We start from the raw sequence: 12,882 nt of genomic DNA, 5'->3' as shown, positions 1-12,882 counted from the left end.
GCTCAGGTTTCATGCCGATGACTTTTCAATGACTGTGCTGCAACCAAAACGCCAAATCTATGTCATCTTGCGCCGGTAATTCGCGGGTCATGGTCTTCCCCGGAACGGATTTATCCGCATGCTTCTGAACCCGAAAAGCTATGAGAAAAACGCGCCGCGCAGCGACGCCCGATACGCCGCGAGGCTCGCCGAAGCGCTGATCAGCGGCGGCGACGGGCGCATCCGGCTCGATGCACAGGGCCGCAACCAATATTATGCCAGCGCCGCGCCCAGCGACGCGCTCGCTTATGGATCATCGACGATCAGCAGCATTTCAGAGCATGCGTTCACGACGTTGATCGGTGAATGGAGGGATCGGATCGACCAGCCGGTCGCCGCGCGCGATTATGCCGCCGGCCTTGACGCGATCCGCGACCGCCTCGCCGCATATTTCGGTTGGAACGATGCCGCGATCGTCTTCGCCGCGTCGGGAACCGATCTCGAATATGTCGGCCTCGCCGCCGCCTGGGACGGCCGTCCGCTCACCGCGGTGCTACTCGGCCGCGACGAGGTCGGCAGCGGCTGCATCCACAGCGCCGCAGGCCGCTTCTTCGCCGCGGAAACCGCGACCGGCGCGCGCGTCGTCGCGCAATCGGCGATCGACCCAGCCTTTGCCGGGATCGCGCTGATCGACGTCGCGGTGCGCGATGCCGCCGGCCGCCCGCGGGCTTCGGCCGCGGTTGCCGCGGAGCTTTCGCTCCACATCGAACGCGCCGCCGCCAACGGCCGCCGCGCGGTCGTCCATGTCGTCCATGGCTCGAAATCGGGACTGACGCTCCCCGCGCTCCCCGACGTCGAGCGCCTCGTCGCGACACATGGCGACGCGATGACGATCGTCGTCGACGCCTGCCAGCTTCGCATCGCGCCCGATGTCGTCCGCAGCTATCTCGGGCTCGGTTGTATCGTCCTGATGACCGGCTCGAAATTCGCCGGCGGCCCGCCGTTCAGCGGCTTCGCGCTGGTGCCCGCCGCCGCCCGCGACCGCGCCCGGCCGCTGCCCGAAGGCTTCCGCCGCCTCGCCAACCGCGCCGAATGGCCCGCCGACTGGCCCGGCGCCGACATTCTGCACAAGACGGGCAATTTCGGCCTGCTGCTGCGCCTGCAGGCGGCGTTGATCGAGATCGAACGCTTCGCTGCGCTTCCTGCCGGGCGCGTCACGCATGTCGCCGCGCGCTTCAGCCATCATGTGATGCGCCTCGTTAAGCGCCTCGAGCTTGCCGAGGTCCCCGGCGCGGGCACAAGCTGCCTCGCGACCGAGACGCTACGCACGCTCGACCTGTCGGCACGCTGGCCACAGTGCGACTTCGACGCCGCCAAGACGATGCACGGCCATATCGCGCGCCAGTCGCGCCAGTGGCTCGGCCAGGAAATCCGCCTCGGCCAACCGGTGAAGACGCACCCGCTCGACGACGGGCGGATGGCCGGAACGCTGCGCCTATCGCTGTCGATGCCGCTGATTATCGACATGGCCGCAATGGACGATATCGCCCTCGACGAACGGCTCGACCACGAGATGTCGCTCGTCGGTGCGGCGATCTCCGCGGCGGGCGCGATGACCCTCGCCTCGCCCCAGCCAGCCCCCATCGGCTGACCCCGAAAGCGGTCGTCGGCCGCGACGAACGGGCCCGGAATCTTCGCCGCGCCGCCACGGCGGCACGGCTCATCGTGGAATCGCGCGCATTTTCGCAGCGCTTTTCGGGCGCCGTTCGTTTGTCCTCCACTATGACGAAAAATGCTCCCCTCCTCCGCCCCGCCGCGAGCGCGATTGCCGCGTTCCTGGTCCTCTCAACCCCTGGCGCCTTTGCGCAGGAAACGACGGTGTCGATGACGCCCCCGGTCAGCGTACCGTCGACCTCGGCTCCGCCGACAGTCCAGCCGCCGGCGACGACGGCGCCCGCTACCGCTCCGACCGCGCAGCCGGCGCCCCAGCCGGTGATCCGCGTCCCGCTCGACCTGCCGCCCGCTCCGAAGGCAGCCGAGCGTGAGGCCGCTACCCCGCCCGCCCGTGCCCGCGCTGAGCGCACAGCGCCGCAGTCGCGACCGGCGCAGGCCTCTCCCACACGTGCCCCGGCGGCGTCCGTCGCGCCGGTTGCCGCAGCGGCGGCGCCGATCGAGGAAGCCGTGTCGATTACTCCGGCTATAGCTGAACCTATGCAGCCGACGATCGAAGCCGCACCCGCTGTGGTCGACGGCCCCGCCACGGGCGACAGCTTCCCTTGGGAAATCGTCGGTGGTGCAGCCGCACTGCTGATCGCCGGCGGCGCAGGCCTCGCTTTTGCCCGCCGTCGCAAGGCAACGAACGAGGTCTGGGAATTTGAAGAGACGTCGAACGCCGAATGGGTGCCGACAACCGAACCCGCCGCTGAGCCTGCCTTCACCCGCACCGAAACGGTTGCCGCGCCCGAACCGCAGCCGATGCAGGCTGCGACCACCCCGGCTTTCACCGCGGTGCCGGCCGGCAGCATGGGCCGTCACGAGGCGATGGCGATGGCGGGGCCGACGCCCGAAAATCCATTCGCGACGCTCAGCAAGCGCCTTGCCCGCGCGCGTTTCCTCGATCGGCAAGAACGCGCAAGCTACGAAGCGGCGCTCGCCACTAGCGAGCCACAGGCCGAACAGGCCCCGGTCCGCAAACCCGTGAGCGCTTGGGAAATCGCGCAGCGCCAGACGATCCCGGCGCCCGCTGAGCAGGAAGTGCGCCGCCTTGAACCCGGCCACGCTCGGAAGGAGTTCAAGCCGGGTTGGACCCGCAATTAAGGCTGCTTAGCGATCATGAAAAAAGGGCGGTGCCTCGCGGCACCGCCCTTTTTTTTCTCTTTTCGCAAGCACGGCGGGCAAGCCCGCCGGACCCGAACCGAATTACTTCAGTTCGACGGTCGCGCCGGCGGCGAGCAGCTTCGCCTTCAGCTCTTCAGCTTCAGCCTTGCTCACGCCTTCCTTGACGGCCTTCGGCGCGCCTTCGACGAGCGCCTTGGCTTCGCCGAGGCCCAGACCGGTGATCGCACGGACTTCCTTAATCACGTTGATCTTGTTGCCGCCGTCACCCGTCAGGATGACGTCGAATTCGGTCTGCTCTTCAGCAGCCGGGCCAGCAGCGGCGGCGGCCGGAGCGGCAGCAACGGCGGCGGCGGCCGAAACGCCCCACTTTTCTTCGAGCAGCTTCGAAAGTTCAGCAGCTTCCAGAACGGTCAGCGCCGACAGGTCTTCAACGATCTTTGCGAGATCAGCCATGTTCATTCTCCATCAGAACCGGGATAGCCCGGCAGTAAGTTTCAGTTCAGTTCGAAATCACGCTGCTTCTTTGGCGGCATATGCGCCAAAAATCCGCGCCAGCTGGCCCGCCGGGGCTGCGGCAATCTGCGCAACCTTGGTGGCCGGAGCCTGCACCAGACCGATGATCTTGGCGCGGAGCTCGTCGAGCGAGGGAAGCGAAGCAAGCGCTTTGACGCCATTCACGTCGAGGACCACGTCGCCCATGCCGCCGCCAACGATTTCAAGCTTGTCGTTGGTCTTGGCAAATTCCACGGCGATCTTCGCAGCCGAGACCGGATCGGTCGAGGTTGCGAGGGCCGTGGGACCGGTCAGCAGTTCGCCGATGCCGGTGTAGGACGTGCCATCGAGCGCGATTTTGGCAAGACGGTTCTTCGTGACGCGAAAGTCGGCCCCTGCATCGCGCATCTGCTGGCGCAGCACCGTCGACTGGGCGACGGTCATGCCCAGGTTGCGGACGACCACAACCGAGGCGGCATTTGCCAGCGTAGCGTTCAGCGAGGATACGGCTTCGGCCTTTTCCGTACGATCCATGCCTATACTCCACTCATCTGCCCGGATGCCCGCGCGCCGGAACGCGCGCGCCGCCGGGCGCTAACACACGCAAACGACCGACGTGGGACGAATCCCGCCTGTCCTTTGCGCAACGATGTCCGATGGGGTCGGTCAAGACGCGTCGCCTGATCAAACAGGCGGGCGACCGATAAAGACTGTTCCCCGTCTCGGCTGGAAATTAAGAAGGGCATATTCCCTTCACCAACTGTCTCGGACGGAATTGTCGCGGGCGAACCCGTGACAACACGGGGGCGCTCTTAGCCCGAATCGGGGGGAAGTCAAGGATTTCGGCGGAAGTTGTCGAAAGTGTCGCGGAGCGTCTTGCGAAATCTGTTTCAAGATATATCTTAGAAACATCGAATCGCATGAAGGAGTTTGAGATGCGACATGGAATGAACCGGCATGGCTGCGGCGAGCGGCAGGCCATGCACCGGATGATGCGCGAAGCGATGCGGCACGGGATGCGCGGCGGCGGCCGGGGTTTCGGCGGGCACGGCTTCGGCGGACGCTTTCGCGACGACGACGAAGGCCGGGGCCGGCGGCGCCGGATGTTCGACAGCGGCGAGCTGCGGCTGGTGCTTCTGAAGCTGATCGCCGACGAACCGCGCCACGGATATGACCTGATCCGCCGGATCGAGGAGCTGACCGGCGGCGCCTATGCGCCGAGCCCGGGCGTGATCTATCCCACCCTCACCCTCCTGGGCGACATGGGGCTGATCGAGGCGGCCGACAGCGACGGCGCGAAAAAGCTGTTCGCGATCACCGATGCCGGCCAGGCCGAACTCGACGCGAACAAGAACGCGATCGAAGCGCTGATCGCCCGGCTGACCGAGGTCGGCGAAGAACGCCAGCGCACCGACAGCGCCTCGGTCCGCCGCGCGATGGGCAATCTGCGCGCCGTGCTGATGAACCGGCTGGGCGACCGCGACCTCGACGCCGCGACGCTGCACGAGGTGGTCGCGCTGATCGACGACGCCGCGCAGAAGATCGAGCGGCTGTGATGGCGAGCGCGATCGCAACGGTGCCAACAACGCACGCGAGCAAATATCTGCAACAGCTGTGCAAGCATTGGCAGCATAACCTGACGGTCGAATTCACCGCCGATCATGGCACCGTGACCTTCCCCAAGGATGCGCGCAGCGCCGCCTGGGCGCGCGACGCGCTGGTCACCTTCGATGCGGGCGCCGACGCGCTGTCGGTCCGCATCGACGCAAGCAGCGCGGAGCATGTCGAGGCGATGAAGGATGTCGTCGCGCGGCACCTCGATCGCTTTGCGTTTCGCGAGGCGCCTTTGGCGTTCGACTGGCACGGCATTTCATCCTAAAGCAGCAGACGAGGTGGGAGAATCGGCAAATTTGCCAATGTCTTCTTCAAGGAAAGGAAATTCCATGTCCGAACCTCACGGCCTGCTTTGCCCCACCTGCCGCGTGAATCTGACGATGTCGGAGCGTCAGGGAATCGAGATCGATTATTGCCCGCAGTGCCGCGGCGTGTGGCTGGACCGCGGCGAGCTCGACAAGATCATCGAGCGCAGCGAAAGCGCCGCCGCGCCCGCCCCCCGTGCCCCGGCACCACCGCCGCCCCAGCAGCCGCATTATCGCGAGCACGGCCACGACGACCGCTATTACGGCAAACCGTACAAGAAGAATTACAAGAAGAGCTTCCTCAGCGAGCTGTTCGACTGATCCCCGCGATTGGGATCAAGGCTTGAGACCGAAGCGCGCATAGTCGCGCTCGGTCGAAGGCGACATCTGCCGCGCGACCGCAAGGTCGGCGGCAGCTGCTTCGCTTTGCCCCATACGCTTGTTGACGATCGCGCGCAGGAAGCGGCTCGATCCCATGCCCGGCACCTGGAGCAGCGCCGCGTCGAGATCGCGCAGTGCATCCTCGTCGCGGCCGAGGCGCATCCAGACGAGCGCGCGGCTGTCGAGGATCGCTGCCGTGCTGTCGCTGAGTTCCATCGCCGAGGTGCAATCCTTGAGCGCCGTGTCGACCTGGACATTGCGCGTCGCCTTGATCCAGCAACGCGCGTTGAGGAGACCGGGCACGCCGGGCTTTGCCGCGATGAGAGCATCGAGTTCCGCAATCGCCGCGGCAGGGTCACCGAATTCGCCGACCACCGTAGCCTTCGCCATCCGATAATCGTCGCGCGTCTTGCCGCCGAGCGCGATGCGTTCGTCGAGCAGCGCCGATGCCTTTGCGACGTCGCCGCGCTCGGCAACCAGCATCGCGACCGTGAACACCGCGCCCTGCGATGCGGGGTCGAGCTTTCGCGCTTCTTCCGCATCGGCGAGCGCACCGGCAAGATCGCCGAGTTCCTTGCGCGCCGCCGAGCGGTTGAGATACGCCTCGACCGACGGCAGCAGCGCAATCTGCTTCGTCAGCGCCGCGATCGCGCCCCTATAATCGCCGATCCCCTGATGGAAGGATGCGCTGCTGGTCAGCGCGGTCACATTTTCCTCGTCCGAACGTTCGGCCGCCTTGGCGAAAATCGCGCTCGCGCCGTCGAGCTGCGACGCGGAGGCCGCGCCCTTGAGATTCCAGCGGCGACGCGCGTCCGACGGCGCGACCATGCGCGGCGAGCGTGCGACCAGCGTCGCCGTGCGGTCGCGTTCGGCGGCGATCTGCGCAGCAGGGATTTCCCGGCCCGCGGTCGCGAACGATTCGTCGATGGCCACCACGCCGCCTTCCATGCTGACGGTGCGCTTGACGTCGAAACCCGCGACCTGCGTCTCGGCCGCCGCATCGCCCTCGATCGCATAGCCCTTGCCGCCGTCGGGCAGGCGAATGCGCATCCGGTAATGCGCGCGGTCGGGCGCCGGGGTGACGACGGGAATATCGGCCCACGCGGGGCGCGCGCGGTCAGGCTCGAAACCGATCATGTTCGGAACCCGCGACAACCAGCGCTCCATCCGCTGATCCTCGCGGCGCCAGCCGGTGGTAAAGACGCCCTTGCCCTTGATCGTGATGCTGCCCGCATCGGCATCGGGCGTCGTGACGAGCGTTTCATACTGCGCCTCGCCGACATAATGCTGCAGGAATTTCTCGGTCAGTTCGCGCTGTTCCTTGGCTCCCAGCTGCGACCCCGCCAGCGTCATCAGGCTGGCGAGCTGGCCGCGCACGACCATCGTCAGGTCGATCACCGACGGCAGGTCGATGCTGGTGCTTTCGTCGGCATCGAGCGACAGGTCGACCAACGGACGCGCAGGCGAGCGCAGGTCCATCTTGACCAGTTCGGCGCCCGCGGTGCGGACCGGCAGCACATGCCCGAACGGCGGCGTGTCGCGAAGATCGGCCAGCCGCGTACCCAGCCCCGTGCCGTCGAGCCACAAGGTCTCGCCGCCGACCTTCGCGCCGACGATGACATGGTTGAACGCCAGTGCGCTGGGAATGCGGCCCGCGACCAGATCGCCCATGTCCGCGTGGGCGAGCACGGCTTCGGCCTCGATATCCATCGCGTGAAGCATCGTGAGGAGCAGCAGGGTCTTGGCCTTGCAGTCGCCGTACCGCACCTCCCACGTCTTCGCCGGCGCCTGCGGCACATAATTGCCGCCGTCCATGCCGACCGCGAGATAGCGGATCTTGTCCTGAACCAGTTGCAGCGCCATCGCCGTGCGCTTTAGGGGATCGTCGGTCGCCGCCTTGATCGTAGCGACTTCACCCGCGAGCGCGCTGCCCGGTGCGATCTTTCCGTCGGTCGCATAGAGCGGCGCCATGATTTTCGACACATCGGCCCAGCTTGCGAAGGTCGAGGCCTCGATCAGCGGCAGGCGCTGGAAACGCCCGGGCGCATCTTGCGGAATGTCGGCGAGTTTCGCGACCGGCATGACGATCGGCAGCTCGAAAAAGTCGCCGACCCGCTTCGGCCTGGCGTCGATATTGCCGCTCAGCGCCTTCCAGTGCGTATCGTCGCCCGCTCGCCACGACAGCTTGTACGACGCCGATGCGATGCGCACCGGCTCGGCGACGATCGGCTGCACCAGCTGCGCCCGCCCACCGAGCGCGTCATCCTTGGCGGTGATCGACACGCGGAGGCGCAGCACGTCGCCGACACGCAGCCCCTCGACCGCCAGCGTCGCAGAGAGAATGCCCGTCAACTCGCGCTGTTCGAGCGACTGCTCGCGGCGAAGCACGGTGAATTTCTGTCCGCCGGCCAGGGCATCGACCTCTTCGCCGTCGCGGATGATCGCGACCTGGTGGACGATCAGGTCGCCCTTGTCGGGGCTCCACGCGAGGGTGAGATTGCTGTTCTGCGACAGCGCCTCCGGCGTATCGAGCTTGATGGCGGTGTCGACATAGTTCCACACCGTGGCGCCGTCGACGCGCTGTTGCACGTCATAGAGGATCGGTCCGGCCGCCGCGTTCCTGGCGGCCGCATCGGGAAGCTTGGCGATGGCGACCCACGCCGGTGCGGGGGCATAAAGCGGCTGCTCACCCGCCCAGGCGATCTGCGCCGGCACGACGACGACGGCGGCACATGCCGCACCACGCCAGATATTCATCACGTTGTTCCCCCGTCGATTTCCATTCGCCCTGCCGCGTCAACTGCACCGGCAGGCCGCGCGATGCAATCGCCTTTACCGCCAATCAGGCGGCGACGGCATTGCGCCGGGCATAGAGGAAATAGACGCCAAGCCCGACGATATTCCAGATCAGGAACCAGAGCTGCGTCTGTGCGGGCAGGCTCAAGAACAGATAGATGCAGCCCAGCACAGCGATGCCGCCGACCACCCACGGCCACGGCGTGCGGAAGGTGCGCGGCGCGTCCGGCGCGCGGCGGCGCATGATCAGCATGCAGATCGACACCGCCGTGAAGGCCGCGAGGGTGCCCGCATTCGCCAGCGCCGCCAGCTCGTCGAGCGGGATGAAGCCTGCGAGGATCGCGACGACGATCGCGGTGAAGATGGTGATGCGCACCGGCGTCCCGCGCGGCGAAAGTTTGGCGAGGCTGCTCGGCAGCAGGCCGTCGCGCGCCATGGTGAAGAAGATGCGGCTCTGCCCGAAGAAGAAGGCGAGGATCACCGTCGGCAGCGCGATCACCGCCGAGAGCGCGAGATGTTTGGCGGCGCCCGGCTGGCCGAGTTCGCGCAGGATCAGCGCCAGCGGCTCGGGGCTGTTCGCGAACTTGCTGTAGGTGATCGCGCCGACCGCCGCGACCGCGACGAGGATGTAGATGGCGACGCAGGCAAGCATCGACCCGACGATACCGATCTTGAGATCGCGATCGGGGTTCTTGGCCTCCTCGGCCGCGGTCGCGATCGCGTCGAAGCCATAGAAGGCGAAGAAGATGATCGCCGCCGCCGCCATGATCCCGCGCTCGACGCCGTCGGGACCGACATGCTTGGCGAAGCCGAAGGGGCTGAAGGGTTCGAGGTTGGCCGCGTCGAACGCGGGCAGCGCAACCGCGACGAAGACCGCGAGCGCGATGATCTTCACGATCACCAGGATCGCGTTGACGGTCGCGCTTTCGCGCGTGCCATAGAGCAGCATCCCGGCAACGAGCGCGATGATCGCAATCGCCGGCAGATTGACGATGCCGCCAAGCTCGGGGCCTTGCATCAGCTCCATCGGAACATTCGCCCACGCCTGGAGCAACGGCGCCGCATAGCCCGACCAGCCGACCGCGACCGCGCTGACCACCAGCGAATATTCGAGGATCAGGCTCCAGCCGACGATCCACGCGATCAGCTCGCCGATCACGACATAGGAGTAGGTGTAAGCGCTGCCCGAGGCGGGGATCATCGTCGCCATTTCGGCATAGGCAAGCGCCGCACAGGCGCAGATCAGGCCCGCGACCGCGAAAGAAACGATGACCGCAGGCCCCGCCTTGTCGGCGCCGACGCCGATCAGGGTCAGGATACCGGTCCCGACGATCGCCCCGACGCCGAGCGCGATCAGATGCGGCCAACTGAGCGTGCGCGCGAGGCCGTGGCCTTCCTGCTGCTGTGGAACGATGGATTTGCGGCGCAGCAGGCTGTCGGACATTCGGGCTCCCCTATATTCTGTGCGACGCTTGTAAGCGGGCAGGTGGACAGCGCAAGCCATGGCATGACGATTGGGTCATGCGGCTGGGGTGGGGAGCGGACGTTAAAATGTTAAAATAGTGCGTCGCCCCCGCGAAGGCGGGGGCCGTAGTCGGCCTTGCGCACCGGCTCCAGCGGCCCCCACCTTCGCGGGGGCGACGGCAGCAACCAGCCGAAAGCGGTCAGAGCAATCCCTCGATCGCTCCCGCCAGCGCCACGTCGCGTTCCGACAATCCGTCCGCGTCGTGCGTCGTCAGCAATATGTCGACGCGGTTATACACATTCGACCATTCGGGGTGATGGTCCATCTTCTCCGCGATGATCGCAACGCTCGCCATGAAGCCGAAGGCCTGGGCGAAATCGTCGAACTTGAACTGGCGGGTGATGGCGTCGCGGATCGGCTCGTGCGTCCAGTCGGGGAAGCGGGCGAACAGTGCGGCGCGCTCTGCATCGTCGAGTTTCTGGACCATGGTCTTCTCCGGCTGGTAATGGGCGTGCCGCCGCCATAAGGAAGGGCGCGATGAGCGACAAGACCGCCCTGCCCCGACTTCCTGCCGGTTGGACCGGAACCGCCCCCGACGCCGACGCGCTGTTCGCGATGGCCGAGGCGGCGCTCGAACAGCTGCCCGCCGTCTTCAAGCCGCATATCGAAGGCATCGTGATCGAGATCGCCGAATTCGCCGACGACGAGACGCTGCAATCGCTCGACATCGAGCATCCCTATGATCTGACCGGCCTCTACGAAGGCCGCCCGCTGACCGAACGCAGCATCGACCAGAGCGGGGGCATGCCCGACCGGGTTACGCTGTACCGCATCCCGATCCTCGTCGAATGGATCGAGGGCGGCGAGCGGCTCGACTGGCTGGTGCGCCATGTGCTGATCCACGAAATCGGGCATCATTTCGGGTTCAGCGACGACGATATGCATGCGTTGGAGCGTATGACTTGAGCGCGCCTCCGCGCGCGGGTGGCGTGAGCGCGTTGCTGCGGCTGAACGAAGTGGCGTGCATCCGCGGGGACCGGCTGCTCTTCGAAGAGCTGTCGCTGGCGCTCGGCCGCGGCGACGCGCTGTGGCTGCGCGGGCCCAATGGCGCGGGCAAGTCGAGCCTGATCCGGCTCGCCGCCGGGCTGCTGCGCCCTGCGGCAGGGACCGTCGAGCGGCGCGAGCGGGTGGCGCTGATCGACGAGGCGGCGGCGCTCGACGCCGAGCTGCCGCTGCGCCGCGCGCTCGATTTCTGGGCGCGCGTCGATACCGTCGATGGGCACACGGTCGATCGCGCGATGGCGGAAATGGCGCTGGCGCCGCTCGCCGAGGTGCCGGTGGCGATGCTCTCCACCGGGCAGCGCAAGCGCGCCGCGATGGTGCGCGTGATCGCCAGCGGCGCGCCGATCTGGCTGCTCGACGAGCCCGCGAACGGTATGGACGACGCGGCGCAGGCGCGGCTGGTCGCGGCGATCGCGAAACATCGGGCGAATGGCGGCGCGGTGCTGCTGGCCTCGCACTTCGCGCTCGGGGTGCCCGAGCTGGCGGAGCTCGATATGGGGGCGCTGGCGTGACCGCGCTGATCGCCCTCTTCTGGCGCGATCTTCGCCGCGCGTGGGGCAGCGGGGCGCTGTGGCTGCCGGTGCTCTTCTTCCTGCTCGTCGCGACCGCCTTTCCCTTCGCGGTCGGTCCCGACGCGCCGCTGCTGCGCCGTGCGGGGGGCGGGATGGTGTGGGTCGCGGCGTTGCTGGCGGCGTTGCTGCCGATCGACCGGCTGGTGAAGCCCGACAAGGACGGCGGCGTGCTCGACCAGCTGGCGGTGCGCGGCTTCGCCGACGAGGTGATCGCGGCGGTCAAGATCGGCGCGCATGCCATTGGTTTCGGGCTGCCGTTGCTGATCGCGCTGCTGCCCGCCTCGGCCTTGCTGGCGCAGGATGGGGCGCGGGTGGAGCTGCTGGCGACGGGCCTTGCCATCGCGATCCCCGCCCTCGCCTCGCTTGCGGTGCTGAGCGCGGCGCTGACCGCGAACCATAAGGGCGGCAGCGCAATCGGCGGGCTGCTGGTGTTGCCGCTTGCGGTGCCGATGCTGATCTTCGGCGCCGGGATGCTCGACCCGTCGGGACGCGGCGCGGTGAAGCTGCTGGCGGCGGCGAGTCTGTTGCTGACGGTGATCGGACCGTTCGCGGCCGGCGCGGCGCTGCGGGGGCTGCGGGAGTAGCCGCTTGCGGGCGAAACCAGCCGTCGCCTCGCGCCCGCGCATAAGAAAAGGGCCGGAGTTTCCCCCGGCCCTTCCCTAAATCGTGTGCGCTTCGATCAGGCGCCGGCGAGTTCGGCCGTGTCGACCTTGACGCCCGGACCCATCGACGAGGACAGCGCGACCTTGCGGACGTACTTGCCCTTCGCGCCCGACGGCTTCGCCTTGACGATCGCGTCGACGAAGGCGTCGAAGTTCTGGCGGAGCTTTTCCTCGCCGAACGACAGCTTGCCGAGGCCGGCGTGGATGATGCCGACCTTTTCGACGCGGAATTCGATCTGACCGCCCTTGGCGGCCTTCACGGCTTCGGCGACGTTCGGGGTCACGGTGCCCAGCTTCGGGTTCGGCATCAGGCCCTTCGGACCCAGCGTCTTGCCGAGGCGGCCGACGATGCCCATCATGTCCGGCGTCGCGATGACGCGGCCATAGTCGAGGTTGCCCGCGAGCATGTCTTCCATCAGGTCCTCCGCACCGACCTTGTCGGCGCCGGCGGCCAGCGCCTTTTCGGCATTGTCGCCGCGCGCGAAGACCGCGACCTTGACGTCCTTGCCGGTGCCGGCGGGCAGCGTCACGACGCCGCGGACCATCTGGTCGGCGTGGCGCGGATCGACGCCCAGGTTCATTGCGATTTCGAGCGTTTCGTCGAACTTGGCGGTCGCCAGTTCGCGCACCAGCTTGATCGCTTCGTCGACGCCGTGGAGCTTCAGCGCATCGACCTTGCCCTCGAGGGCCTTCTGCTTCTTGGTCAGCTTAGCCAT

General features: G+C 67.1%; 14 protein-coding genes. 8 read left to right on the top strand and 6 right to left on the bottom strand.

The window, feature by feature from the left end; translation table 11 throughout:
* Positions 1-118 precede the first annotated feature (118 nt).
* Together ATE67_RS12150 and ATE67_RS21415 are read left to right on the top strand one after the other, a co-directional pair.
* Entirely contained in the window at positions 119-1,630 is a 1,512-nt protein-coding gene (locus tag ATE67_RS12150; RefSeq protein WP_058816931.1) for a hypothetical protein, read from the top strand.
* Between the two features lie 131 nt (positions 1,631-1,761).
* The gene (locus ATE67_RS21415; RefSeq protein WP_156416998.1) at positions 1,762-2,796 is read left to right on the top strand and encodes an LPXTG cell wall anchor domain-containing protein; all 1,035 of its coding nucleotides are present in this window, start codon (positions 1,762-1,764) and stop codon (positions 2,794-2,796) included.
* A gap of 102 nt (positions 2,797-2,898) precedes the next feature.
* On the opposite strand, the gene rplL is transcribed toward ATE67_RS21415, so the two are convergent.
* Positions 2,899-3,270 (bottom strand): 50S ribosomal protein L7/L12, encoded by a 372-nt coding sequence (gene rplL / locus ATE67_RS12140; RefSeq protein ID WP_058816929.1) that lies wholly within the window; start codon positions 3,268-3,270, stop codon positions 2,899-2,901.
* 57 nt (positions 3,271-3,327) lie between these two features.
* The gene (rplJ, locus tag ATE67_RS12135; protein WP_058816928.1) at positions 3,328-3,843 is read right to left on the bottom strand and encodes a 50S ribosomal protein L10; all 516 of its coding nucleotides are present in this window, start codon (positions 3,841-3,843) and stop codon (positions 3,328-3,330) included.
* A 470-nt stretch (positions 3,844-4,313) separates the two neighbouring features.
* On the opposite strand from rplJ, the gene ATE67_RS12130 reads away from it, so the two are divergent.
* From ATE67_RS12130 to ATE67_RS12120, 3 genes are all read left to right on the top strand, one after another.
* Positions 4,314-4,865 carry a PadR family transcriptional regulator gene (locus ATE67_RS12130; protein ID WP_058817089.1) on the top strand — a complete coding sequence of 184 codons (552 nt, stop codon included), beginning with the start codon at positions 4,314-4,316 and terminating at the stop codon, positions 4,863-4,865.
* On the top strand, positions 4,865-5,188 hold the full coding sequence (locus ATE67_RS12125) for a DUF2218 domain-containing protein (RefSeq protein WP_058816927.1): 324 nt from the start codon (positions 4,865-4,867) through the stop codon (positions 5,186-5,188). Before ATE67_RS12130 ends, ATE67_RS12125 begins: the two co-directional genes overlap by 1 nt.
* Positions 5,189-5,252: 64 nt before the next feature.
* Positions 5,253-5,549, top strand: coding sequence for a TFIIB-type zinc ribbon-containing protein (locus ATE67_RS12120; protein ID WP_058816926.1), 297 nt, complete (start codon positions 5,253-5,255; stop codon positions 5,547-5,549).
* A gap of 15 nt (positions 5,550-5,564) precedes the next feature.
* On the opposite strand, the gene ATE67_RS12115 is transcribed toward ATE67_RS12120, so the two are convergent.
* The 3 genes from ATE67_RS12115 to ATE67_RS12105 form a co-directional block, all read right to left on the bottom strand.
* Entirely contained in the window at positions 5,565-8,366 is a 2,802-nt protein-coding gene (locus ATE67_RS12115) for a DUF3857 domain-containing protein (RefSeq protein ID WP_058816925.1), read from the bottom strand.
* Between the two features lie 85 nt (positions 8,367-8,451).
* Entirely contained in the window at positions 8,452-9,849 is a 1,398-nt protein-coding gene (locus ATE67_RS12110) for an amino acid permease (RefSeq protein ID WP_058816924.1), read from the bottom strand.
* Between the two features lie 220 nt (positions 9,850-10,069).
* Complete coding sequence (locus tag ATE67_RS12105; RefSeq protein ID WP_058816923.1) at positions 10,070-10,357, bottom strand: 4a-hydroxytetrahydrobiopterin dehydratase; 288 nt, start codon at positions 10,355-10,357, stop codon at positions 10,070-10,072.
* Positions 10,358-10,407: 50 nt separating this feature from the next.
* Here ATE67_RS12105 and ATE67_RS12100 point away from each other — a divergent pair, with 50 nt between their 5' ends.
* The 3 genes from ATE67_RS12100 to ATE67_RS12090 are packed head-to-tail and all read left to right on the top strand — an operon-like array spanning position 10,408 to position 12,088.
* On the top strand, positions 10,408-10,836 hold the full coding sequence (locus ATE67_RS12100; RefSeq protein ID WP_058816922.1) for a metallopeptidase family protein: 429 nt from the start codon (positions 10,408-10,410) through the stop codon (positions 10,834-10,836).
* A 23-nt stretch (positions 10,837-10,859) separates the two neighbouring features.
* The gene (gene ccmA / locus ATE67_RS12095) at positions 10,860-11,444 is read left to right on the top strand and encodes a heme ABC exporter ATP-binding protein CcmA (RefSeq protein ID WP_058817088.1); all 585 of its coding nucleotides are present in this window, start codon (positions 10,860-10,862) and stop codon (positions 11,442-11,444) included.
* A complete protein-coding gene (locus ATE67_RS12090) occupies positions 11,441-12,088 on the top strand; it encodes a heme exporter protein CcmB (protein WP_058816921.1) in 648 nt (215 codons plus the stop codon). The genes ccmA and ATE67_RS12090 overlap by 4 nt, the downstream gene beginning before the upstream one ends.
* A 95-nt stretch (positions 12,089-12,183) precedes the next feature.
* Here the strand turns inward: ATE67_RS12090 and rplA are convergent, their stop codons facing one another.
* Positions 12,184-12,882: a 50S ribosomal protein L1 gene (gene rplA, locus ATE67_RS12085; protein ID WP_058816920.1), complete on the bottom strand. Its 699-nt coding sequence runs from the start codon at positions 12,880-12,882 to the stop codon at positions 12,184-12,186.

The organism is Sphingopyxis sp. H050 (genome assembly GCF_001468265.1).
Taxonomy (GTDB): domain Bacteria; phylum Pseudomonadota; class Alphaproteobacteria; order Sphingomonadales; family Sphingomonadaceae; genus Sphingopyxis.
Note: the sequence above shows the minus strand (reverse complement) of the source record. Positions and strands in the feature narration are given on the sequence as shown.

What these genes read in the sequence shown, in the direction of transcription:
- ATE67_RS12150 (WP_058816931.1), top strand. Translation starts at nt 119, where the DNA reads ATGCTTCTGAACCCGAAAAGCTATGAGAAAAACGCGCCGCGCAGCGAC.
- ATE67_RS21415 (WP_156416998.1), top strand. Translation starts at nt 1,762, where the DNA reads ATGACGAAAAATGCTCCCCTCCTCCGCCCCGCCGCGAGCGCGATTGCC.
- rplL (WP_058816929.1), bottom strand. Translation starts at nt 3,270, where the DNA reads ATGGCTGATCTCGCAAAGATCGTTGAAGACCTGTCGGCGCTGACCGTT.
- rplJ (WP_058816928.1), bottom strand. Translation starts at nt 3,843, where the DNA reads ATGGATCGTACGGAAAAGGCCGAAGCCGTATCCTCGCTGAACGCTACG.
- ATE67_RS12130 (WP_058817089.1), top strand. Translation starts at nt 4,314, where the DNA reads ATGCGGCACGGGATGCGCGGCGGCGGCCGGGGTTTCGGCGGGCACGGC.
- ATE67_RS12125 (WP_058816927.1), top strand. Translation starts at nt 4,865, where the DNA reads ATGGCGAGCGCGATCGCAACGGTGCCAACAACGCACGCGAGCAAATAT.
- ATE67_RS12120 (WP_058816926.1), top strand. Translation starts at nt 5,253, where the DNA reads ATGTCCGAACCTCACGGCCTGCTTTGCCCCACCTGCCGCGTGAATCTG.
- ATE67_RS12115 (WP_058816925.1), bottom strand. Translation starts at nt 8,366, where the DNA reads ATGAATATCTGGCGTGGTGCGGCATGTGCCGCCGTCGTCGTCGTGCCG.
- ATE67_RS12110 (WP_058816924.1), bottom strand. Translation starts at nt 9,849, where the DNA reads ATGTCCGACAGCCTGCTGCGCCGCAAATCCATCGTTCCACAGCAGCAG.
- ATE67_RS12105 (WP_058816923.1), bottom strand. Translation starts at nt 10,357, where the DNA reads ATGGTCCAGAAACTCGACGATGCAGAGCGCGCCGCACTGTTCGCCCGC.
- ATE67_RS12100 (WP_058816922.1), top strand. Translation starts at nt 10,408, where the DNA reads ATGAGCGACAAGACCGCCCTGCCCCGACTTCCTGCCGGTTGGACCGGA.
- rplA (WP_058816920.1), bottom strand. Translation starts at nt 12,882, where the DNA reads ATGGCTAAGCTGACCAAGAAGCAGAAGGCCCTCGAGGGCAAGGTCGAT.